The 23097-nt window shown below is 58.0% G+C and carries 23 protein-coding genes; 19 read left to right on the forward strand and 4 right to left on the reverse strand.

Annotation, left to right across the window (positions count from 1 at the left end; all coding sequences use genetic code 11):
- Positions 1–8 precede the first annotated feature (8 nt).
- The 9 genes from napF (at position 9) to ACSPHG_RS06100 (ending at position 7784) form a co-directional block, all read left to right on the forward strand.
- Positions 9–500: a ferredoxin-type protein NapF gene (gene napF / locus ACSPHG_RS06060; RefSeq protein WP_435952606.1), complete on the forward strand. Its 492-nt coding sequence runs from the start codon at positions 9–11 to the stop codon at positions 498–500.
- A complete protein-coding gene (napD, locus tag ACSPHG_RS06065; RefSeq protein ID WP_435952607.1) occupies positions 490–753 on the forward strand; it encodes a chaperone NapD in 264 nt (87 codons plus the stop codon). Before napF ends, napD begins: the two co-directional genes overlap by 11 nt.
- Positions 750–3236 (forward strand): nitrate reductase catalytic subunit NapA, encoded by a 2487-nt coding sequence (gene napA / locus ACSPHG_RS06070; protein WP_435952608.1) that lies wholly within the window; start codon positions 750–752, stop codon positions 3234–3236. Before napD ends, napA begins: the two co-directional genes overlap by 4 nt.
- 6 nt (positions 3237–3242) lie before the next feature.
- Positions 3243–3938, forward strand: a complete 696-nt coding sequence (napG, locus tag ACSPHG_RS06075) for a ferredoxin-type protein NapG (protein WP_435952609.1) — start codon at positions 3243–3245, stop codon at positions 3936–3938.
- Positions 3925–4788 (forward strand): quinol dehydrogenase ferredoxin subunit NapH, encoded by an 864-nt coding sequence (napH, locus tag ACSPHG_RS06080; RefSeq protein WP_435952610.1) that lies wholly within the window; start codon positions 3925–3927, stop codon positions 4786–4788. Before napG ends, napH begins: the two co-directional genes overlap by 14 nt.
- Positions 4785–5234 (forward strand): nitrate reductase cytochrome c-type subunit, encoded by a 450-nt coding sequence (gene napB, locus ACSPHG_RS06085; protein WP_435952611.1) that lies wholly within the window; start codon positions 4785–4787, stop codon positions 5232–5234. The genes napH and napB overlap by 4 nt, the downstream gene beginning before the upstream one ends.
- Before the next feature lie 8 nt (positions 5235–5242).
- The gene (napC, locus tag ACSPHG_RS06090; protein WP_435952612.1) at positions 5243–5842 is read left to right on the forward strand and encodes a cytochrome c-type protein NapC; all 600 of its coding nucleotides are present in this window, start codon (positions 5243–5245) and stop codon (positions 5840–5842) included.
- Positions 5843–6017: 175 nt separating this feature from the next.
- Positions 6018–6593 carry a GDP-mannose pyrophosphatase NudK gene (nudK, locus tag ACSPHG_RS06095; RefSeq protein WP_435952613.1) on the forward strand — a complete coding sequence of 192 codons (576 nt, stop codon included), beginning with the start codon at positions 6018–6020 and terminating at the stop codon, positions 6591–6593.
- A 147-nt stretch (positions 6594–6740) separates the two neighbouring features.
- A complete protein-coding gene (locus ACSPHG_RS06100) occupies positions 6741–7784 on the forward strand; it encodes a DUF1176 domain-containing protein (protein WP_435952614.1) in 1044 nt (347 codons plus the stop codon).
- 96 nt (positions 7785–7880) lie between these two features.
- Here ACSPHG_RS06100 and tkt read toward each other — a convergent pair whose 3' ends face one another.
- Positions 7881–9884 carry a transketolase gene (gene tkt, locus ACSPHG_RS06105; RefSeq protein WP_435952615.1) on the reverse strand — a complete coding sequence of 668 codons (2004 nt, stop codon included), beginning with the start codon at positions 9882–9884 and terminating at the stop codon, positions 7881–7883.
- 19 nt (positions 9885–9903) lie between these two features.
- The gene (gene tal / locus ACSPHG_RS06110; protein WP_435952616.1) at positions 9904–10854 is read right to left on the reverse strand and encodes a transaldolase; all 951 of its coding nucleotides are present in this window, start codon (positions 10852–10854) and stop codon (positions 9904–9906) included.
- Between the two features lie 260 nt (positions 10855–11114).
- Here tal and maeB point away from each other — a divergent pair, with 260 nt between their 5' ends.
- Positions 11115–13394 (forward strand): NADP-dependent oxaloacetate-decarboxylating malate dehydrogenase, encoded by a 2280-nt coding sequence (gene maeB / locus ACSPHG_RS06115; protein ID WP_435952617.1) that lies wholly within the window; start codon positions 11115–11117, stop codon positions 13392–13394.
- Positions 13395–13449: 55 nt separating this feature from the next.
- On the opposite strand, the gene hemF is transcribed toward maeB, so the two are convergent.
- Both hemF and amiA read right to left on the reverse strand, forming a co-directional pair.
- A complete protein-coding gene (hemF, locus tag ACSPHG_RS06120; protein ID WP_435952618.1) occupies positions 13450–14355 on the reverse strand; it encodes an oxygen-dependent coproporphyrinogen oxidase in 906 nt (301 codons plus the stop codon).
- A gap of 4 nt (positions 14356–14359) precedes the next feature.
- Entirely contained in the window at positions 14360–15232 is an 873-nt protein-coding gene (amiA, locus tag ACSPHG_RS06125; protein WP_435952619.1) for an N-acetylmuramoyl-L-alanine amidase AmiA, read from the reverse strand.
- Positions 15233–15446: 214 nt separating this feature from the next.
- Here amiA and ACSPHG_RS06130 point away from each other — a divergent pair, with 214 nt between their 5' ends.
- The 9 genes from ACSPHG_RS06130 to cysM all read left to right on the forward strand — a co-directional run bounded on the left by ACSPHG_RS06130 (position 15447) and on the right by cysM (position 23091).
- Positions 15447–15872, forward strand: a complete 426-nt coding sequence (locus tag ACSPHG_RS06130; RefSeq protein WP_435927359.1) for a GNAT family acetyltransferase — start codon at positions 15447–15449, stop codon at positions 15870–15872.
- Positions 15872–16318 (forward strand): DUF2919 domain-containing protein, encoded by a 447-nt coding sequence (locus ACSPHG_RS06135; protein ID WP_435952620.1) that lies wholly within the window; start codon positions 15872–15874, stop codon positions 16316–16318. Before ACSPHG_RS06130 ends, ACSPHG_RS06135 begins: the two co-directional genes overlap by 1 nt.
- A gap of 65 nt (positions 16319–16383) precedes the next feature.
- Entirely contained in the window at positions 16384–16959 is a 576-nt protein-coding gene (locus ACSPHG_RS06140; RefSeq protein WP_435952621.1) for an RpoE-regulated lipoprotein, read from the forward strand.
- A 105-nt stretch (positions 16960–17064) separates the two neighbouring features.
- Positions 17065–17964, forward strand: a complete 900-nt coding sequence (locus ACSPHG_RS06145) for a Dyp-type peroxidase (RefSeq protein WP_435952622.1) — start codon at positions 17065–17067, stop codon at positions 17962–17964.
- Between the two features lie 282 nt (positions 17965–18246).
- Positions 18247–19263 carry a sulfate ABC transporter substrate-binding protein gene (locus ACSPHG_RS06150; RefSeq protein WP_435952623.1) on the forward strand — a complete coding sequence of 339 codons (1017 nt, stop codon included), beginning with the start codon at positions 18247–18249 and terminating at the stop codon, positions 19261–19263.
- Positions 19263–20096, forward strand: coding sequence for a sulfate/thiosulfate ABC transporter permease CysT (cysT, locus tag ACSPHG_RS06155; RefSeq protein WP_435952624.1), 834 nt, complete (start codon positions 19263–19265; stop codon positions 20094–20096). The genes ACSPHG_RS06150 and cysT overlap by 1 nt, the downstream gene beginning before the upstream one ends.
- Positions 20096–20971: a sulfate/thiosulfate ABC transporter permease CysW gene (gene cysW, locus ACSPHG_RS06160; RefSeq protein ID WP_435952625.1), complete on the forward strand. Its 876-nt coding sequence runs from the start codon at positions 20096–20098 to the stop codon at positions 20969–20971. The genes cysT and cysW overlap by 1 nt, the downstream gene beginning before the upstream one ends.
- Positions 20961–22061 carry a sulfate/thiosulfate ABC transporter ATP-binding protein CysA gene (cysA, locus tag ACSPHG_RS06165; RefSeq protein WP_435952626.1) on the forward strand — a complete coding sequence of 367 codons (1101 nt, stop codon included), beginning with the start codon at positions 20961–20963 and terminating at the stop codon, positions 22059–22061. The genes cysW and cysA overlap by 11 nt, the downstream gene beginning before the upstream one ends.
- Before the next feature lie 118 nt (positions 22062–22179).
- Positions 22180–23091: a cysteine synthase CysM gene (cysM, locus tag ACSPHG_RS06170; RefSeq protein ID WP_435952627.1), complete on the forward strand. Its 912-nt coding sequence runs from the start codon at positions 22180–22182 to the stop codon at positions 23089–23091.
- Positions 23092–23097 lie beyond the last annotated feature (6 nt).

Genomic DNA, 23097 nt, shown 5'->3' on the forward strand with positions numbered 1-23097 from the left:
TGTCGTTAATGGCCGAACTGTCCCGACGTGGATTACTTACCGGAAGCTGGCGCAGCGATGCACCGGCTTTTCGCCCTCCCTGGAGCGGGGATGAATCCCATTTCCTGATTGAATGCGTGCGCTGCGACGCCTGCCTGCCGGTCTGTGAAACCCGCGTGTTGAAGCGTGGCCGCGGCGGCTATCCGGAGGTCGATTTCAGCAAGGGCGAATGTACTTTTTGCTATTCCTGCGCCGATGCCTGCCCGCAGCAGCTATTCCACGCGCGTGAAACGTCGCCCTGGGAGCACGTGTTGTTTATCACCGAGAGATGCGTTGCCAGAAGTGGGGTGGAATGCCGCAGCTGTCAGGACGCCTGCGAAACCCAGGCCATCACCTTTCGCCCGACGGCGCAGGGGATCTCTTTTCCGCAGCTCAACCGCTCCGCCTGCAACGCCTGCGGGGGCTGTATTGCCGGTTGTCCTGTTTCTGCACTCACCATGAGGCACGCCGATGCAAACTAGCTGGCACGTCTGTGGCCTGGTCGTACAGGCACACCCACAACATATTCCTGCCGTGAGCGCCGCCTTAAGCGCGCTTGCTGGCAGCGAGGTCGCCGCGAGCGATGCCGATAACGGCAAGCTGGTGGTGGTCATGGAGGCCGCGCGCAGCGACGCGCTGCTTCGCCAAATTGAGTCGGCACGCAACATTGCAAACGTGCTGGCGGTGTCGCTGGTTTACCACCAGCAGGATGAGCAAGGTGAGGAAACACCATGAAACTCAGTCGTCGTAGCTTTATGAAAGCGAACGCCGTCGCGGCAGCCGCGGCGGCGGCAGGCCTGAGCGTGCCGAGCGTGGCGCGCGCGGTTGTCGGCAAGCAAGATGCCATCAAGTGGGATAAAGCGCCGTGCCGATTCTGCGGCACCGGCTGCGGCGTGCTGGTCGGCACGCAGAATGGCAAAATCGTGGCAAGCCAGGGCGACCCGGACGCGCCGGTCAACCGTGGCCTGAACTGCATCAAAGGCTACTTCCTGCCAAAAATCATGTACGGAAAAGATCGCCTGACCCAGCCGCTGCTGCGCATGAAGGACGGTCACTACAGTAAAGAAGGCGAGTTTGCCCCCGTTAGCTGGGAGCAGGCCTTCGACATCATGGAAGAGAAGTTTAAAACCAGCCTGAAAGCCAAAGGGCCAGACGCCATCGGCATGTTCGGTTCCGGACAGTGGACGGTTTGGGAAGGCTATGCCGCCGCCAAGCTGTTCAAAGCAGGCTTCCGCTCCAACAATATCGACCCGAACGCGCGCCACTGCATGGCGTCTGCGGTTGTGGGCTTCATGCGCACCTTCGGTATGGATGAGCCGATGGGCTGCTACGACGATATCGAGCAGGCCGATGCCTTCGTGCTGTGGGGCTCCAACATGGCGGAGATGCACCCGATCCTCTGGTCGCGCATCACCAACCGCCGCCTGTCCGATGAAAACGTCAACGTCGCCGTTCTTTCCACCTTCCAGCACCGCAGCTTCGAGCTGGCGGATAACGGCATGGTGTTCACGCCGCAGAGCGATCTGGCGATCCTCAACTACATCGCCAACTACATCATCCAGAACGATGCGATCAACGAATCCTTCTTCAAGCAGCACGTTAACCTGCGCAAGGGCGTGACGGATATCGGCTACGGACTGCGCCCAACGCATCCGCTGGAAAAAGCGGCGAAAAACCCGGGGTCCGATGCCTCCGAGCCGATGAGCTTCGAAGAGTACAAAGCGTTTGTTGCCGAGTACACGCTTGAGAAAACCGTAGAGATGAGCGGCGTGTCTGCCGACCAGCTTGAGGCGCTCGCGAAGCTGTACGCCGACCCGAACAAGAAAGTCATCTCTTACTGGACGATGGGCTTCAACCAGCATACGCGCGGCGTCTGGGCCAACAACCTCGTCTACAACCTGCATCTGCTGACCGGCAAGATTTCCAAACCGGGCTGCGGGCCATTCTCGCTGACCGGCCAGCCTTCCGCCTGCGGCACCGCGCGCGAGGTCGGCACCTTCTCGCACCGCCTGCCTGCGGACATGGTGGTCACCAACGACAAGCACCGCGAAATCGCCGAAAACATGTGGAAGCTGCCCGCGGGCACGATCCCGGCAAAAGTGGGTCTGCACGCCGTGGCGCAGGACCGCGCGCTGAAAGACGGCAAGCTCAACGTCTACTGGGTGATGTGTAACAACAACATGCAGGCCGGGCCGAACATCAATGAAGAGCGTATGCCGGGCTGGCGCGATCCGCGCAACTTCGTGATTGTCTCCGATCCGTATCCGACCATCAGCGCGCTGGCGGCGGATCTGATCCTGCCTACCGCCATGTGGGTGGAGAAAGAGGGCGCTTATGGCAACGCCGAACGCCGCACCCAGTTCTGGCGTCAGCAGGTTCAGGCGCCGGGCGAGGCAAAATCCGATCTCTGGCAGCTGGTGCAGTTTGCGAAGCGCTTCAAGGTCGAAGAAGTCTGGCCTGCGGAGCTGGTCGAGAAGAAGCCGGAATACCGCGGCAAGACGCTGTTCGACGTGCTGTTTGCCAACGAGGCGGTTAGCAAGTTCCCGCTTACCGAACTGGCGCAGGACCAGCTTAACGACGAGTCACGCGAGCTGGGCTTCTATCTGCAAAAAGGGCTGTTTGAAGAGTACGCCGCCTTTGGGCGCGGGCACGGTCACGACCTTGCTCCGTTCGACGATTACCACAAGGCGCGCGGCCTGCGCTGGCCGGTGGTAAACGGCAAGGAAACCCAGTGGCGCTACAGCGAAGGCAACGACCCGTATGTGAAAGCGGGCGAAGGCTTCAAGTTTTACGGCAAGCCGGATGGCAAAGCGGTGATTTTCGCGCTGCCGTTTGAACCCGCCGCCGAGGTGCCGGATAAAGAATTCGACCTGTGGCTGTCCACCGGCCGCGTGCTGGAACACTGGCACACCGGCAGCATGACGCGCCGCGTGCCGGAACTGCACCGCGCCTTCCCGGAGGCCGTGCTGTTTATCCATCCTCTGGATGCGAAAGCGCGCGATCTGCGTCGCGGTGACAAGGTGAAGGTTATCTCCCGCCGTGGCGAGGTGATTTCGATTGTCGAAACGCGCGGCCGCAACAAGCCGCCGCAGGGGCTGGTGTACATGCCGTTCTTCGACGCCGCGCAGCTGGTGAATAACCTGACGCTCGACGCGACCGATCCGCTATCGAAAGAGACGGATTTCAAGAAGTGCGCCGTGAAGCTGGCGAAGGTCTAACGCGCAGTGTCCCGCGCCGATAAATCTCAACCGGCACGCCGCCGCTTTCTGCGCGACGTTGCGCGGGCAGCGGGCGGGCTTGCGGCCGTCACCGTGCTGCTGGGGCTGCAACAGCAGACCTCGCAGGCTCGCGGTGTGCGGCTGCGCCCGCCTGGCGCGCTGGATGAGGAGGCGTTTTCACGCGCCTGCGTGCGCTGCGGTCAGTGCGTGCAGGCCTGCCCGTACGACACGCTAAAGCTTGCAACGCTGGCTTCCGGCCTGTCGGCGGGCACGCCTTATTTCGTCGCGCGGGAGATCCCCTGCGAGATGTGCGAAGACGTCCCCTGCGCCAAAGCCTGCCCAAGCGGCGCGCTCGACGGCGATGTCGCTTCGATTGACGACGCGCGGATGGGGCTTGCGGTGCTGCTGGACCACGAAAACTGCCTGAACTATCAGGGGCTGCGCTGCGACGTTTGCTACCGCGTCTGTCCGTCCATCGACAAAGCCATCACCCTTGAGCTGGAGCGCAATTCACGCACCGGTAAACATGCCCGCTTTTTGCCTACCGTACACAGCGATGCCTGCACCGGCTGCGGCAAATGCGAACAGGCCTGCGTGCTGGAAGAGGCGGCGATCAAGGTGCTGCCGCGCTCGCTTGCAAAAGGGGAGCTGGGCCATCACTACCGCTTCGGCTGGCTGGAGGGGAAAGATGGCAAACCATAAGCAGGACGCCGGGCGCGATGCGATTGCCAAAAAGGGCTGGCTGCGTAGCCATAAATGGCTGCTGATGCGCCGTATAGCGCAGTTTGCCGTGCTGGGGATGTTTCTTAGCGGCCCGCTGCTGGGCATCTGGATCCTGCACGGCAACTACAGCAGCAGCCTGCTGCTGGACAAGGTACCGCTTAGCGATCCGCTGATGGTTTTGCAAAGCCTTTTAAGCGGCCATCTTCCGGCGATGCTTGCCCTGGGCGGGGCGGGGATTGTGGCGGTGGGCTACGCGCTGTTGGGCAAGCGGCCGTTCTGCGGATGGGTTTGCCCGATAAATCCGCTTACCGATCTTGCCGCGTGGGTGCGTCGTAAAACGGGTTTTAACACCTCCGCCACGCTGCCCCGCTGGCTGCGCTACCTGCTGCTGGCGATAGTGCTGGCGGGCAGCGCGCTGAGCGGTTCGCTGATTTGGGAGTGGGTAAACCCGGTTTCGCTGATGGGGCGCGGGCTGGTGTTTGGTTTTGGGGCGGGGATCTGGCTGCTGGTGGCGATCTTTGTCTTCGATTTACTGGTAGTTGAACACGGCTGGTGCGGCCACCTTTGCCCGCTCGGCGCGCTGTACGGCGCAATCGGCAGTCGGGGTGCGTTGGAGGTGCAAACCTCCGGGCGCGAGCGCTGCACCCGCTGTATGGATTGTTTTCACGTTTGCCCGGAGCAGCAGGTGCTGCGCGCTCCGGTACTGGATAAACACAGCCCGGCGCGGGTCACGAGCCGCGACTGCATCAACTGCGGTCGCTGTATCGATGTCTGCCCCGAGGATGTTTTCAAAATAACAATACGATGGAGTTCGGGAGCAAAATCATGAAAAGCCATGTCCTGAAGAAGGCGTTGTTTCAATGGATGGCGGCGTTCGCTCTGCTGGTGAGCGGTGCGCTATGGGCGGCAAACGGCGTCGATCTTAACCAGTCGCCGGAGGTGTCCGGCACGCCGGAAGGATCGGTGCGTATGCCGAAGCAGCAGGAACGCATGGCGCTGAACTATGTGAACCAGCCGCCGATGATCCCGCACAGCGTGGACGGCTATCAGGTCACCACCAATACCAACCGCTGCCTGCAGTGCCACGGCGTTGAGCATTACCGCACCACCGGCGCGCCGCGCATCAGCCCGACGCACTTTATGGACAGCGACGGCAAAGTGCTTTCCAACGTTGCCCCACGCCGCTACTTCTGTCTGCAGTGCCACGTGCCGCAGTCAGACGCCGCGCCTATCGTGGAGAATACCTTCACGCCGTCTAAAGGCTTTGGGAACTAGAGGCTGCTATGGATAAATCGAAAAAGCCGGGCTTTATTCGCCGACTGTGGCAGTGGTGGCGTCGCCCGAGCCGCCTGGCGCTGGGCACGCTGCTGCTGATTGGCTTTGCCGGCGGGATTATCTTCTGGGGCGGGTTTAATACCGGCATGGAGATGACCAACCGCGAAGAGTTTTGCATCAGCTGTCACGAAATGCGCGCCAACGTTTACCAGGAATACATGGAAACGGTGCACTACAACAACCGCAGCGGCGTGCGCGCCACCTGCCCGGACTGCCACGTACCGCACGAATGGGTGCCGAAAATGGTGCGCAAGCTGCAGGCCAGCAAAGAGCTGTATGCCAAAGCCTTTGGCCTGATCGACACGCCGCAGAAGTTTGACGACCACCGCCTGGCGATGGCGCAAAACGAGTGGCGAAGGATGAAAAACAACAATTCGCAGGAGTGCCGCAACTGCCACAACTTTGATTACATGGATCTCACCGCGCAGAAAACCGTGGCGGCGAAAATGCACGATCGGGCGATCAAAGACGGGCAAACCTGCGTCGACTGCCATAAGGGTATTGCCCACAAGCTGCCCGATATGCGCGAGGTTAAGAACGGGTTCTGACAGTCTGGATGTTATGAACGTAGGGTGGGTAAGCGTAGCGCCCCCACCAAAGCGGTGGCGGATGACGCTGAGCTTATCCGCCCTACGTTTTTGCAGGCAGTTCACATTCAAAACGAGACAAGCTTCACATTCCAGCCTATGATTACCGGCTCCCCTAACCCGCTGCGGAGACCGTATGTCGATAAAAATCGAAGTCATCAAAGATAAAATCCTCTCAGATAACTACTTCATCCTGCGTAATATCACCTACGATTTGTCCCGCAACGAAGGCGAGGCTATCCGCCACAAGCGCGAAGTTTACGACCGTGGCAATGGCGCAACCATGCTGCTGTATAACCGCGAAAAACAGACCGTTGTCCTGACCCGCCAGTTCCGCGTGGCGACCTGGGTTAACGGCAACGTTGACGGCATGCTTATTGAAGCCTGCGCGGGCCTGCTGGACGCCGACGAGCCGGAAGTCTGTGCCCGCAAAGAAGCGATGGAAGAAACCGGGTATCTGGTGGGCGAGGTCGAAAAGCTGTTTGAGCTTTACATGTCGCCTGGCGGCGTCACCGAGCTCATCCATTTCTATATCGCGGAATATACCGATGCCCAGCGCGAGTTTGCGGGCGGCGGCGTTGAAGATGAGGATATCGACGTGCTGGAGATCCCCTTCACGAAGGCGCTGGCAATGATAAAAAGCGGCGAAATTCGTGACGGTAAGACGGTGATTTTGTTGCAGCAGCTGCAGTTACGCAAACTCATGGAATAAAGGTCATAGTTTTCATCGGGTTATTAGTTGAGTTTTTTGCACAAAGCTATCCGATAAATCCGATTGAGCACGTGGGCTGAGAAGCCGAAGATATCGCCAAAATCTGGCTATTTTTTTCTCTTCGTCTTCTCAGGATATGTGCTGCTAATGTGTTACCGGATGAAATCGCTTCTTCTCATAGGTCTTTTTCTGGCGAGCTCCGCAATCGCTGCACCCGCACAAAAATCCTTTTCCGACTGGCAGGTCACCTGCAATAACCAGAACTTCTGCTCGGCGCGCAATACCGGCCTTCATCAGGGCCTGGTGATGACGCTGACCCGCAGCGCCGGGGCGCATACCGACGTCAATCTGCGCATCGATCTAGGCAATCTGGATACGCCTGAAAGCACGGCTCCAGCCATTGCGCCGCGGCTGCTGGTGGACGGCGAGCCGCTGGCGCTTGATAAGGCAAAGTGGAAAGAAACGCCGCATCACATGGTGACCGACAGCCCCGAGGCCATTAATGCGCTGCTTGAGAAAATCGGCGATGCCAACGCCATTACGCTCGTGGGCGGGCAGGGGACGATTTCCCTTGTTGGGCTAAAAGCCTCGCTGCTGTTTATCGACAGCCAGCAAAAGCGCGTCGGCAGCGAAACGGCGTGGATAAAAAAGGGCGACGATCCGCCGCTCAGCGTGCCGCCCGCTCCCGCGCTTAAAGAAGTTATCCTCACCAACCCCACGCCGACCCCCTTCGCTCAGGATGAACTCAACGATCTGCTGGATTACGGCACGTGGCGAATGAACAACAGCCAGTGTTCGCTCGACCCGATGCGCCGCGAGGTACGCGTTTTCGCGATTAGCGATGACAAAGCGCTGATGCTGATTAGCTGCGAAGCGGGGGCGTACAACGTGGTGGACCTGGCGTGGATCGTGTCGCGCCTTAAGCCGTTTTTCGCCCGACAGATCCACCTGAAGCTGCCGTTTACGCCCGACAGCGGCAACACGGATTTAGAGCTGATGAACGCTGGCTACGACGAAACGAACAAAGAGCTGACGACGCTTGCCAAAGGGCGGGGGGTAGGGGACTGCGGAATTTCAAGCCGCTGGCGTTTTGACGGGCAGCGTTTCCGCCTGGTGCGTTATGCCGAAGAGCCAACCTGCGACGGCTGGCACGGCAGCGGCGCGTGGCCGACGTTGTGGGTGACGAAATAAAATGTCGGGTGGCGGCTAGCGCCTTACCCGACCTACAAAAATCGAACGTCATATGAGTTGTAGGGCGGATAAGCGAAGCGCCATCCGCCGCTACGGTTAGCCTTTCTTAGCCAACACCTTCTTCGCCTTCTCCACCACGTTCTCGACGGTGAAACCAAAGAACGGGAACAGCTTATCCGCCGGGGCAGATTCGCCGTAGCTGGTCATGCCGACAATGGCTCCCTTCAGGCCAACATACTTGTACCAGTAGTCCGCAATACCCGCTTCTACCGCCACGCGCGCGGCGATATCCGAAGGCAGCACGGATTCACGGTAGGCTTCATCCTGCGCGTCAAACACGTCCGTTGACGGCAGTGACACCACGCGCACCTTATGCCCTTCGGTGGTGAGCTTATCCGCCGCCAGCACGGTGATTTCAACCTCGGAGCCGGTGGCAATCAGGATGATATCCGGCATGCCGTCGCTGTCTTTAAGAATGTAACCGCCGCGGCTAACCGCCTTAAGCTGCTCCGGGCTGCGGTCCATCTGCGCCAGGTTCTGGCGGGAGAGGATCAGCGCCGTTGGGCCGTTGTGGCGTTCAATGGCCGCCTTCCACGCTACCGCCGCTTCAACCTGATCGCACGGACGCCAGGTGCTGAAGTTTGGCGTCAGGCGCAGGCTGGCAAGCTGCTCGACGGCCTGGTGCGTCGGGCCATCTTCCCCAAGGCCGATGGAGTCGTGGGTATAAACCATGATCTGCCGCGCCTTCATCAGTGCCGCCATGCGCGCCGCGTTGCGGGCGTATTCGACGAACATCAGGAAGGTCGCGGTGTACGGCACGAATCCGCCGTGGTGCGCGATACCGTTGGCGATGGCGGTCATGCCGAACTCGCGCACGCCGTAGTGGATGTAGTTCCCGGCGAGATCTTCTTTGATGGATTTAGAGCCTGACCATATCGTCAGGTTGCTGGGCGCAAGGTCAGCCGAGCCGCCAAGCAGTTCTGGCAGTATCGGGCCGATGGCGTTCAGCGTGTTTTGCGATGCCTTACGCGTGGCGATTTTCGCCGGTTTGGCCTGTAAATCCTCAATCAGCTTCTGGGTCGTTTCCTGCCACTCTTTTGGCATTTCGCCGTCCATACGGCGTTTAAACTCGGCGGCTAAATCGGGGTGGGCGCGAGCGTAGGCGGCGAACTTATCCTTCCAGCCCGCTTCGGCTTTTTCACCCTCTTCTTTGGCATCCCAGGCTTTATAAATGTCTTTCGGGATTTCAAAAGCCGGGTGGTTCCAGCCGAGCTTTTTACGTGCAAGCGCCACTTCTTCTTCACCCAGCGCCGCGCCGTGGGCCTCTTCTTTGCCCGCTTTGTTCGGTGAGCCAAAGCCAATGACCGTGCGGCAGATAATCAGCGAAGGTTTGTCCTTCACGCTCTGCGCTTCCTGAATCGCTTTTTTGACCGCTTCCGGGTCGTGGCCGTCTATCTCGTGCACGACGTGCCAGTGATAGGCTTCAAAACGTTTTGCCGTATCGTCGGTGAACCAGCCCTTGGTTTCGCCATCGATCGAGATGCCGTTGTGATCGTAAAAACCGATCAGCTTGCCGAGGCCGAGCGTGCCCGCGAGCGAACACACTTCATGGGAGATGCCTTCCATCAGGCAGCCGTCACCCATAAACACGTAGGTGTAGTGATCGACAATTTCATGCTCCGGGCGGTTAAACTGTGCGCCCAGCGTGCGTTCGGCGATGGCCAGACCCACCGCGTTGGCTAAGCCCTGGCCCAGCGGCCCGGTGGTGGTTTCCACGCCCGGCGTATAGCCCTTTTCCGGGTGGCCCGGCGTTTTGGAGTGAAGCTGGCGGAAGTTTTTCAACTCCTCCATCGGGAGGTCATACCCGCTCAGGTGCAGCAGGCTGTAGAGCAGCATCGAGGCGTGGCCGTTGGACAGAATAAAGCGGTCCCGGTCAGCCCACGCCGGGTTGGTCGGGTTGTGCTTGAGGAAGTCGTTCCATAACACTTCGGCGATGTCCGCCATGCCCATTGGCGCGCCAGGGTGGCCCGAATTTGCTTTTTGTACCGCGTCCATGCTCAGGGCACGAATGGCGTTGGCAAGCTCTTTACGAGATGACATGTTTCACTCCAATGTGTTGTTAAAGTTTGGCGGCGAGGAGATCTTCCAGTTTGCGCTGATCGACGGCGAACAGGCGGATGCCTTCGGACAGTTTTTCTACGGCCATCGGATCCTGGTTATGCTCCCAGCGGAATTCCGCCTCTGTTAGCGGCTCCGGACGGCGGAAGCCCTGCGACGTTGGTACCAGCTTGCGGATAACCGGCTCTTCGCTTTCCTGCAGCTGCTGAAGAAGGTTTGGTGCGATAGTCAGACGGTCGCAGCCCGCCAGAGCAAGGATTTGCTCGGTGCGGCGGAAGCTCGCGCCCATCACCACGGTGCTGTAATTGTGCTGCTTAAAGTAATCGTAAATATTGCGGACGGATTTCACGCCCGGGTCTTCGTCGACCACGTACGGGTCCATCGGCTTGCGGGCCTGGTACCAGTCGTAGATGCGCCCCACGAACGGCGAGATCAGGAACACGCCCGCTTCGGCGCACGCGCGAGCCTGGGCAAAGGAGAACAGCAGCGTCAGGTTGCAGTCGATGCCTTCTTTTTGCAGCTCTTCCGCCGCGCGGATGCCTTCCCACGTGGAGGCGAGCTTGATCAGAATGCGTGATTTATCGATGCCCTGTTCGGCGTAAAGCTCTACCAGGCGGCGGGCCTTAGCGACGCTTTTTTCTTTGTCGTAGGAGAGGCGGGCGTCAACTTCCGTTGAGACTCGGCCGGGTATGCTTTTCAGAATTTCTGCACCGAAATTGACCGCCAGCTTGTCGCTAGCCTCAACAACCTGCTCTTCCTGCGTGCCGCCGCGCTTTTTGCCGTAGGCCAGCGCATCGTCAATAAGCGATTGATAATGCTCAAGTCCTGCGGCTTTCAGTAATAACGAGGGGTTGGTCGTGGCATCAATAGGCTGATAGTGGCGGATTGATTCGATGTCGCCACTGTCGGCAACCACGGTGGTGAATTGTTTAATGCCGTCGAGCTGATTCATTTGTATCTCCTTGAAATGCATTGTCTTTATGGAGTGCTCCGTGTCACTCACACTGGAAACTCGGTAAATACATAACTAAAAAGCATAGCAGACGGGGTGGGGCTTGCCGTTAATGATGGGTAACATAGTCACTATAATTCTCTAACAAAATTGACGTCAGATGTTGATAGTATGGTTACGTTCAAAGTTTACGAAGTGCACAGGCGTGATACTACGTGACCTTAGCGACCCTTGAGAATGAGCAATAAAGGAACGAAGAAATGGATGAACAATTAAAGCAAAGTGCCCTCGATTTTCACGAATTCCCCATTCCCGGAAAAATTCAGGTTTCGCCAACCAAACCGCTAGCCACCCAGCGCGATCTGGCGCTTGCCTATTCGCCGGGCGTTGCGGCACCTTGTCTTGAAATCGAAAAGGACCCTCTCGCCGCCTACCGCTATACCGCGCGTGGCAACCTCGTTGGGGTGGTCTCTAACGGTACCGCCGTGCTGGGCCTCGGCAATATCGGCGCGCTGGCCGGTAAGCCGGTGATGGAAGGGAAGGGCGTGCTGTTTAAGAAATTCGCCGGTATCGACGTTTTCGATATCGAAATTGACGAGCAGGATCCGGACAAGCTGATCAACGTGATTGCGGCCCTCGAACCCACCTTCGGCGGTATCAACTTAGAAGATATTAAAGCCCCCGAGTGTTTCTACATCGAGAAAACCCTGCGCGAACGCATGAACATTCCTGTGTTCCACGACGACCAGCACGGAACCGCCATCATCTGTACCGCCGCGGTGCTTAACGGCCTGCGCGTGGTTGAGAAAAATATCTCCGACATCCGCCTGGTCGTTTCCGGGGCGGGCGCGGCAAGTATCGCCTGCATGAACCTGCTGGTGGCGCTGGGCATGCAGAAGCATAACATCGTGGTCTGCGACTCGAAGGGCGTTATCTATAAGGGCCGCGAAGAGAATATGGCGGAAACCAAGGCCGCCTATGCGGTAGACGATAACGGCAAACGCACGCTGGACGACGTGATTGAAGGCGCGGATATTTTCCTCGGCTGCTCCGGCCCGAAAGTGCTGACGCCGGAAATGGTCAAGAAGATGGCGCGTGCGCCGCTCATCATGGCGCTGGCGAACCCAGAGCCGGAAATCCTGCCGCCGCTGGCGAAAGAGGTGCGCCCGGATGCGATTATCTGTACCGGCCGCTCCGACTTCCCGAATCAGGTGAACAACGTGCTCTGCTTCCCGTTCATCTTCCGCGGCGCGCTGGACGTGGGCGCGACGGCCATCAACGAAGAGATGAAGCTGGCCGCCGTGCATGCCATCGCCGATCTGGCTCACGCCGAGCAGAGCGACGTGGTGGCTTCGGCCTACGGCGATCAGGAGCTGACCTTCGGCCCTGATTACCTGATTCCGAAACCGTTCGACCCGCGCCTGATCGTGCAGATCGCCCCGGCGGTCGCGAAGGCGGCGATGGATTCCGGCGTGGCGACTCGCCCAATCCAGGATTTCGAAGCCTACAAAGACAAGCTCACCGAATTCGTCTACAAAACCAACCTGTTTATGAAGCCCATCTTCTCCCAGGCGCGCCAGGATCCGAAACGCGTGGTGCTAGCAGAAGGTGAAGAAGCGCGCGTGCTGCACGCAACCCAGGAGCTGATCACGCTCGGCCTCGCGAAGCCGATTCTGATTGGCCGCCCTGCGGTTATCGAAATGCGCCTGAAGAAACTTGGCCTGCAGATGCAGCCGGGCAAAGACTTCGAGATCGTGAATAACGAATCGGACCCGCGCTTCAAAGAGTACTGGAACGAGTACTACAACATCATGAAGCGTCGTGGCATCACGCAGGAACAGGCGCAGAGGGCGGTTATCAGCAACACCACGGTTATCGGCGCGATCATGGTTCACCGTGGCGAAGCGGATGCGATGATCTGCGGCACCATCGGCGAGTACCACGAGCATTTCGAAGTGCTGGAAAAACTGTTCGGCTACCGCGACGGGGTGAAGGCCGCCGGCGCGATGAACGCCCTGCTGCTGCCGAGCGGCAACACTTTTATCGCCGATACCTACGTGAACGACGATCCAACCCCGGAAGAGCTGACGGAAATCACCCTGCTGGCCGCCGAAACGGTGCGTCGCTTTGGCATCGAGCCGAAGGTCGCGCTGCTGTCGCATTCTAACTACGGATCTTCTGACTCTAAGGCGGCCTGCAAAATGCGCAAGACGCTGGAAATGGTTCGCGAGCGCGCGCCGGAGCTGGAAATTGACGGTGAGATGCACGGCGATGCCGCGCTTGTGGAAAGCATTCGTCACGAACGCATGCCGGACAGCCCGCTGAAAGGCTCCGCCAACATCCTGATTATGCCGAACGTGGAGGCCGCGCGTATCAGCTACAACCTGCTGCGCGTGTCGAGTTCCGAAGGGGTAACGGTTGGACCTGTGCTGATGGGGGTGGCGAAGCCGGTGCACGTGCTAACGCCGATTGCATCCGTTCGCCGTATCGTCAATATGGTGGCGCTGGCGGTGGTCGAGGCGCAGACGGTTCCGCTTTAAATCGCACCCGGTTTTGTAGGTCGAATGAGCGTAGCGCCATCCGACTTTGACTGCGCTAAACCCACTCTCTAACCGGTAAAAAATCACGATACAAGGCGGCCTCCGGGCTGCCTTCTTCCGGCTGATAGCTGTACTCCCAGCGCACCAGCGGCGGCATCGACATCAGTATCGACTCCGTGCGCCCGCCGGTCTGCAGGCCGAACAGCGTCCCGCGATCCCACACCAAATTAAACTCAACGTAGCGGCCACGGCGATAAAGCTGGAAGTCGCGCTCGCGCTCGCCCCACGGCAGCGCCATGCGGCGTTCGACGATTGGCAGATACGCATCCAGGAACCCGGTGCCTACCGCCCGCATAAAGCTAAAGCTGGTATCGAAATCCGGCGTATTCAAATCGTCGAAGAACAGGCCGCCGATGCCGCGCTGTTCGCCACGGTGCTTGATGAAAAAGTAGTCGTCACACCATTTTTTGTAGCGTGGGAAAACGTCTTCGCCGAACGGCAGGCAGATGTTCTTTGCCGTTTGATGCCAGTGAATGGCGTCCTCTTCGAAGCCGTAAAACGGCGTTAAATCAAAGCCGCCGCCGAACCACCAAACGGGGTCACAGCCGGGCTTTTCGGCGATGAAAAAGCGTACGTTGGCGTGGCTGGTGGGCACGTAGGGATTCATGGGATGGATGACCAGCGAAACGCCCATCGCCTCAAAGCTGCGCCCGGCAAGTTCCGGGCGGTGCGCCGTTGCCGATGCGGGCATGGCGTCGCCGTGAACGTGTGAGAAGTTAACCCCGGCCTGTTCGAAAACGCTGCCGCCGCGCAGCACGCGGCTACGCCCGCCGCCGCCGCCTTCGCGCTGCCAGCTATCTTCTTCAAAGGTCGCGCCGTCAATGGCTGCAAGCTGCTGGCAAAGGGTGTCCTGCAGCTGCAACAGGTAATTTTTTACGGCGTGGATATTGGGCGTATTCATAGGATTAACGTTTCTTACCGTGCGCTTTGTGGTTATCGAACCAGTTGAAGTAGCTGATCACGCCGTTGGCGATGGCGGTGGCAATCTTCTGGCGAAAGGCCGTTGTGCCGAGCAGCTTCTCTTCGCCGGGGTTGGTGATAAACGAGGTTTCGACCAGCACCGAGGGAATAGAAGGTGATTTTAGCACCACGAAGGCAGCCTGTTCGGTGTTGCGGCTGTGCAGCTTATGCACCGGCTTGATTTGCTTAAGAATATGCGAACCCAGCGTGAGGCTGTTTTTGATGGTATCCGTCTGCACCAGGTCAAACAGCACCTGCTGGAGATAGTGATCTTTGTTTTTAACCTTGCTGCCCGCCACGTCATCGGCGGCGTTTTCTTTGTCCGACAGGTATTTCGCCATGGCGCTACTGGCGCCACGGTTTGAGAGGGCGAAAACGGACGCGCCAGCGGCGGTTGGGCTGGTAAAGCCGTCGGCGTGAATCGACATAAACAGGTCTGCGCCGTGCTGGTGGGCGATTTCAACGCGGTCGTACAAGGGGATGAATTCGTCGCTGGTGCGCGTCAGCTTCGCATCGATCCCTTTGCTGCGCAGAATGCTGCGCACGTTTTTAGCAATCGCCAGCACCACGTGTTTTTCCTTCGAGCCGTTATGCCCGATAGCGCCGGTATCAATCCCGCCGTGGCCTGGGTCCAACATCACCACGCGACGGCCGCCGGACTTCTTTGCCGGTTTACTGTGATTCGTAGTGGTTTTAAGCGTTTTGCTTTCCTGGCGAGCCAGAGCCTTACTTGCGCTGGTTAAGGTCAGGGCTGCTAATCCCGTAAGCAGCAGCTGGCGACGGGAGGTGAGTTGCGTCAGTGATTTTATTTTGCTCATGGGGCTAATTATTTATCTTATGAATTCTTGATTAGCATTTATATCGTATCGTCAATGCGTTAACGACAGGCGTTTGGCCGAAATGTTTATCATTTCATTTCATTCCGTGAATGAGCGGTGAGTATGCCATTTTTTACCTGCTTTTGCGGGAGATATTGGCTTAATGGCAAGGAAACGCCATAATCAGAGTTTTCACACAACAGCGGCTAATACCATGGAAATACGCGTTTTTCGGCAGGAAGATTTCGAAGAGGTGATCACCCTTTGGGAGCGCTGCGATCTTCTGCGCCCGTGGAACGATCCGGAGATGGATATTGAACGTAAGCTGCAGCACGACGCGGATCTGTTTTTGGTTGCGGAAGTGGGCGGCGAGGTTGTTGGGTCGCTGATGGGCGGCTACGACGGCCACCGTGGCTCGGCGTATTATCTTGGCGTTCACCCGGAATTTCGCGGGCGCGGCATTGCAAACGCCTTGCTCAGCCGTCTTGAGAAGAAGCTTATCGCGCGCGGCTGTCCGAAAATCCACATCATGGTGCGCGAAGAAAACGATCTGGTAATCGGCATGTACGAGCGGCTGGAATACGAACAGCAGGACGTTGTGATGCTCGGCAAGCGCCTGATTGAAGACCAAGAGTATTGATGCTTTTAAAATATCCCCCTTCGGATTACGACGTTCACGGCAATCTGAAAACGCCTCTGCTGTTCTGGTGCATTCTGCTGTTTCAGGCGCGAACCTGGTTTTTGCTGGTGCTGGCGGCGGCTTCCCGCCAGCAGAGCGACGCGCTGCTCGCCCTGTTTTATCCCGATCGCGACAATTTCTGGTTGGGCCTGCTGCCCGGCGTTCCCGCCGCGCTGGCGTTTGTCATCAGCGGGCGTCGCCACCTTTGGCCGCGCCTGTGGGCCGCCTGGCGCTGGGTCCTGATGGCCGCGCAGGTTGCTGTACTCGCCTGGCACGTGACGCTGGTATTAGAAGGGGAGGCGCTGACGGGAATGACGCTGGCGCTGGTTATCGGCGACGTATTTGCCCTTTGGTGGCTGTCCACAAACCGCCGCTTGCGCGACTACTTTTCCCCACAGAATGAATAAACGGGCACTTTTGGGCAAGTTTGTACTCCAATGCCCGTAATCACTCCAAAACGAAGGAATTCTTGATGAAAATTTTGCGTCTGATGATGCCGGGAGTGCTGCTGGTGCTAAGCGGCTGTTCAACGATTTCTAATATGCACTGGTCAAGCCTTTCGCCGATGAACTGGTTCGGTTCCTCGCTTGAAGTGAGCGAGCAGGGCGTTGGCGGCCTGAATGCCAGCACGCCGATGAACGAAGAGGCGGTTAGCGAAGGCTTAAACGGCGACTATCGGCTGCGCAGCGGCATGAAAACCGATAATGGCACCGTGGTTCGCTACTTCGAAGCCATGGACGACAAAACCGTGATGGTGGTGGTGAACGGCGAAAACGGCACGGTAAGCCGCGTCGACGTGATGGATAAAGAGATCAAAACCGAAAGCGGCGTGGAGATTGGCACAGACTTTAGCGACCTGTATGCCAAAGCCTACGGCGCCTGTAGTAAAGGCACCGGCGATGATGCTGAAAGCGTCGAGTGTAAAGCGCCTGAAAGCCTGCACATCAGCTACCTGTTTAGCGGCGAGTGGCGCGGCCCGGAAGGCCTGATGCCGGCCGACGATACGCTTAAAAACTGGAAGGTCAGCAAAATTATCTGGCGTAAATAAATATCCGCGCCGGGTTTGCGCCTTCTCAAGAAGGCGCTTAAGTAATCGGTTATGATACGCCGATAAATGCCACGCAATGTGGCATGTTTTTTTTCAGGAGGATTCATGTCTCGGGTTCAAACCGGCATTTTGCCGGAACATTGTCGCGCCGCCGTCTGGCTGGAAGCGAATATTCAGGGCGATTTTGACGCTATTCGTCAGGGCTGCAAAACCTTTAACCAGTCGCTGAACGCGTTGCAGGAAAAATTCCCGGAAGCAATGCTCGGCGCGGTTGTGGCGTTTGGTTATGACCTGTGGCGCGATCTGAGCGGCGGCGTGGGTGCCGAAGAGTTGAAGAACTTCGCGCCGATGGGCAAAGGCCTTGCGCCCGCAACCCAACATGACGTTATGATCCATATTCTTTCCCTACGACACGATGTGAACTTCTCCGTTGCGCAGGCCGCGATTGCCGCGTTTGGCGATGCGCTGTCGATTGAAGAAGAAGTGCACGGCTTCCGCTGGGTGGAAGATCGCGACCTGAGCGGCTTTGTTGACGGCACCGAGAACCCGCAGGGCGAAGAGAATCGCCGTGAAGTGGCGGTGATAAACGAAGGCGTGGACGCGGGCGGGAGCTACGTCTTCGTCCAGCGCTGGGAGCATAACCTCAAGCAGCTTAACCGCATGAGCGTGAACGAGCAGGAAATGCTGATTGGCCGTAGCAAAGAAGATAACGAAGAGATGGACGGCGACGCGCGCCCTGCAACGTCGCACCTTAGCCGCGTCGATTTGAAAGAAAACGGCAAAGGGCTGAAAATCGTTCGCCAGAGCCTGCCTTACGGCACCGCGAGCGGCACGCACGGCCTGTACTTCATCGCCTATTGCGCCCGCCTGTATAACATTGAACAGCAGCTGCTGAGCATGTTTGGCGAAACCGACGGCAAGCGCGACGGCATGCTGCGCTTCACCAAGCCGGTGACGGGCGGCTACTACTTTGCGCCTTCTTTAGATAGGTTGTTAAGCCTGTAGCTTTTGACGGCGGGTGGCGTTTCGCTTACCCGCCCTACAAAAACAGGTGAAGTTTGTCGGATAAGCGCCAGCGCCATCCGACATGACAGCGATGTGTGCACGTTGTTTAAGGCGTAATCCGCCATCCGTCATTTCCCCCCATAATGACTTCCCCGCGTCTTATATCCCTTTCTTATTGCAAATCACCAAACGGTATATAAAAGCGTTACAGCTTTGCTCCCCGTTATAAATAAACTGATGGCATGTTAAGCATGACCGTTATCACATTTATAAGGGTGCAGAATGGCTACTAAGTCAGTTAAAAAGGTATGGAACGCGCTCGTTGTCTCTGCACTGCTTGCCGGTTCGGCTCAGGCAACGGAGCTGCTCAACAGCTCTTATGATGTGTCTCGCGAACTGTTTGCCGCGATTAACCCGGCGTTCCAGCAAAAATGGGCGCAGGAAAATAACGGCGACAAGCTGACGATAAAACAATCTCATGCCGGGTCATCAAAACAGGCGCTGGCAATTTTACAGGGCTTAAAAGCAGACGTTGTAACTTATAACCAGGTGACCGATGTGCAGATCCTGCACGATAAAGGCAACCTGATCCCGGCGGACTGGCAAAGCCGCCTGCCGAACAACAGCTCGCCGTTCTACTCGACCATGGCTTTCCTGGTGCGTAAAGGTAACCCGAAGAATATCCACGACTGGAACGATCTTGTGCGTCCGGACGTGAAGCTCATTTTCCCGAATCCAAAAACCTCCGGCAACGCCCGCTACACCTATCTGGGCGCATGGGGTGCGGCAAACAAAGCTGACGGCGGCAATAAGGCCAAAACCGAGCAGTTTATGACGCAGTTCCTGAAAAACGTTGAGGTGTTTGATACCGGCGGACGCGGCGCGACCACCACCTTCGTTGAGCGTGGCCTGGGGGACGTGCTGATAAGCTTTGAATCCGAAGTGAACAACATTCGTAACCAGTACGCGAAAGATGGCTACGAGGTTGTGGTGCCGAAAGTGAATATCCTGGCCGAGTTCCCGGTTGCCTGGGTCGATAAAAACGTGAAGGCGAACGGCACTGAAAAAGCGGCGAAAGACTATCTGAACTTCCTGTACAGCCCGGCGGCGCAGACCATCATCACCGACTATTACTACCGCGTAAACAGCCCGGAAGTGATGGACAAGCTGAAGGATAAATTCCCGCAGACCGAGCTGTTCCGCGTGGAAGACGAGTTCGGCGGCTGGCCTGAAGTGATGAAAACCCATTTTGCGACCGGCGGCGAGTTCGACAAGCTGATTGCGGCGGGGCATAAGTAATGTTTGCTGTTGCCTCAAAGCGCGTGCTGCCGGGCTTTACCCTAAGCCTCGGCACCAGCCTGCTGTTTGTCTGCCTGATTTTGCTCCTGCCGCTAAGCGCGCTGGTGATGCAGCTGTCTGAAATGACGCTGTCGCAGTACTGGGAAGTCATCACCAATCCGCAGGTTGTTGCGGCCTACAAAGTCACGCTGCTTTCAGCGGGCGTGGCGTCGGTGTTCAACGGCCTGTTCGGCATGCTGATGGCGTGGATATTAACGCGTTACCAGTTTCCGGGCCGCAGCCTGCTGGACGCGTTAATGGATCTGCCTTTTGCACTGCCGACGGCGGTTGCAGGCCTGACGCTTGCCGGCCTGTTTTCGGTTAACGGCTGGTACGGCGAGTGGTTAGCGCAGTTCGGCATTAAGGTCACCTATACCTGGCTGGGTATTGCCGTGGCGATGGCCTTTACCAGCATTCCGTTTGTGGTGCGCACCGTTCAGCCGGTGCTTGAAGAGCTTGGCCCGGAATACGAAGAAGCCGCCGAAACGCTGGGCGCAACCCGCTGGCAGAGCTTCCGCCGCGTGATTCTGCCCGAGCTTTCTCCCGCGCTGATGGCGGGCGTAGCGCTTTCTTTCACCCGCAGCCTCGGCGAGTTCGGCGCGGTGATTTTCATCGCCGGGAACATCGCCTGGAAAACGGAAGTGACGTCGCTGATGATTTTCGTGCGCCTGCAGGAGTTTGATTACCCTGCCGCAAGCGCCATCGCCTCGGTGATTTTGGCCGCTTCACTGCTGCTGCTGTTCACCATTAACACGTTGCAAAGTCGCTTTGGTCGGCGCGTGGTAGGTCACTGATGACGGACGTAACTGAATTGAAAAGCTATCGTCGTACCGGTTTTAACTGGGGCAAGTGGACGCTGATAGGCCTCGGCGTGCTGATTTCGTTTCTGCTGTTGGTGGTGCCCGTCGCCTCAATCTTTGCCGAAGCCTTCTCAAAAGGGCTGATGCCCGCCCTGCGAAATATCGCCGACCCGGACATGCTGCACGCCATCTGGCTGACGGTGATGATCGCCCTGATTACCGTGCCGGTAAACCTGGTGTTCGGCATTCTGCTGGCCTGGCTGGTTACGCGATTCAACTTCCCTGGCCGCCAGCTGCTGCTGACGCTGTTGGATATTCCGTTTGCGGTTTCACCGGTAGTTGCCGGCCTGGTCTACCTGCTGTTTTACGGCTCAAACGGCCCGCTGGCGGGCTGGCTTGACGAGTACAACATCCAGATTATGTTCGCCTGGCCGGGAATGGTGCTGGTGACGATTTTCGTGACCTGCCCGTTTGTCGTGCGCGAACTGGTACCGGTGATGCTGAGCCAGGGGAGCCACGAAGACGAGGCGGCGATTTTGCTAGGCGCATCCGGCTGGCAGATGTTTAAACGCGTTACGCTACCCAACATTCGCTGGGCGCTGCTTTATGGCGTAGTGCTGACCAACGCCCGTGCCATCGGCGAGTTTGGCGCGGTGTCGGTCGTTTCCGGTTCAATTCGAGGCGAGACGTTCTCTCTGCCGCTGCAGATCGAATTACTCCAGCAGGATTACAATACCGTCGGCTCGTTTACCGCCGCCGCGCTGTTAACCCTAATGGCTATTGTTACCCTGTTTTTGAAGAGTGCGTTGCAGTGGCGTCTGAACCATCAGGAAAAACGCCTGCAACAGGAGGGAAATCATGAGCATTGAGATAGCCAATATTAAGAAATCTTTTGGTCGCACCCAGGTGCTGAACGATATCTCACTGGATATCCCATCCGGCCAGATGGTGGCGCTGCTGGGGCCATCTGGCTCCGGTAAAACGACGCTGCTGCGTATTATCGCGGGGCTTGAACACCAGAACAGCGGGCGCATTAGCTTCCACGGCACCGACGTGAGCCGAATTCACGCGCGCGACCGTAAGGTAGGTTTTGTTTTCCAGCACTATGCGCTGTTTCGTCATATGACGGTGTTCGACAACATCGCCTTTGGCCTGACCGTGCTGCCGCGCCGCGAACGCCCGTCGTCAGCGGTAATTAAACAAAAGGTCACGCGTTTACTGGAGATGGTGCAGCTATCCCATCTGGCAGATCGCTTCCCGGCACAGCTTTCCGGTGGGCAGAAACAGCGTGTGGCGCTGGCGCGTGCGCTGGCCGTTGAGCCACAGATTCTGCTGCTCGATGAGCCTTTTGGCGCTTTAGATGCGCAGGTTCGTAAAGAGCTTAGGCGCTGGCTGCGTCAGCTTCACGAAGAGCTGAAGTTCACCAGCGTGTTTGTCACCCACGATCAGGAGGAGGCGATGGAAGTCGCGGACCGCGTGGTGGTGATGAGCCAGGGGAATATTGAACAGGTCGATACTCCGGAAGCCGTCTGGCGTGAACCGGCCACTCGTTTCGTGCTGGAATTCCTGGGCGAAGTAAACCGTATGAAAGGGACCGTGCGCGGCAGCCAGTTCCACGTTGGCGCCCACCGCTGGCCGCTCGGCTTCACGCCAGCGTATCAGGGGCCGGTGGACTTGTTCCTGCGCCCGTGGGAAGTTGACGTCAGCCGCCGTACCAATCTGGATTCACCGCTGCCCGTGCAGGTGCTTGAAATCAGCCCGCGCGGCCACTACATGCAGCTGGTTGTGCAGCCGCTTGGCTGGTACGACGAACCGCTGACCGTGGTATTGCGTGAAGATCACGTCCCGGTGCGCGGCGAACGCCTGTTCGTCGGCCTGCAGCACGCCCGTCTGTATGAAGGGAAGAATCGGATCCACAGTACTTATAATGGCCAGGTAGACCTGGCGCAGTCGGCCTGATAAGTTTAGCGCACTACACGAATCGCTCTGGCGGCCCTCTGTGGCCGCTTTTTTATTGGATGTCGGGCGGCGCTTATGCTTACCCGATCTACGAAGATTTACTATTCTGGACTGAGATGTGACGACCTTAGAAAGCACAATCGGCAATACGCCTCTGGTGAAATTACAGCGTAGCGGGCTGACAAACGGCAGCGAGATTTGGGTCAAGCTGGAGGGCAATAACCCGGCCGGATCGGTCAAAGACCGCGCCGCGCTGTCGATGATCGTTCAGGCTGAGATGCGCGGTGAAATCGCGCCGGGTGATACGCTTATTGAAGCCACCAGCGGCAACACCGGCATTGCGCTGGCGATGATTGCGGCTCTCAAAGGTTATCGCATGAAGCTTTTGATGCCGGACAATATGAGTATGGAGCGCAAGGCCGCCATGCAGGCCTACGGGGCGGAGCTTATTCTGGTCAGCAAAGAGCAGGGAATGGAAGGCGCGCGCGAGCTGGCACGTTTAATGGGCGAGCGCGGTGAAGGGAAGGTTCTGGACCAGTTTAACAACCCGGACAATCCGCTGGCGCATTACCTGACCACCGGCCCGGAAATCTGGCAGCAGACCCAGGGGCGCGTCACCCACTTTGTCTCCAGCATGGGCACCACCGGCACGATTACCGGCGTAAGCCGCTTTATGCGTGAGCTTGATAAGAAGGTCACTATCGTGGGTCTGCAGCCGGAGGAGGGCAGCAGCATTCCTGGTATCCGCCGCTGGCCTGAAGAGTGGCTGCCAAAGATTTTTAATCCGCAGCTGGTAGATGAAGTTATCGATATGGCGCAGCTGGAGGCCGAGCAGACCATGCGCCGCCTGGCGATCAGCGAAGGGATATTCTGTGGCGTTAGCTCGGGTGGAGCAGTTGCCGGTGCGCTACGCGTGGCACAGGCTAATCCCGGCAGCGTTGTGGTGGCGATTATTTGCGATCGTGGCGACCGTTACCTGTCCACCGGAGTGTTTGGCGAAGAGAGCTATGCTCAAGGGGCGGGAATCTGAGGCAAC

It is taken from the genome of Dryocola baronae (assembly GCF_051297175.1).
Taxonomy (GTDB): Bacteria; Pseudomonadota; Gammaproteobacteria; order Enterobacterales; family Enterobacteriaceae; genus Dryocola.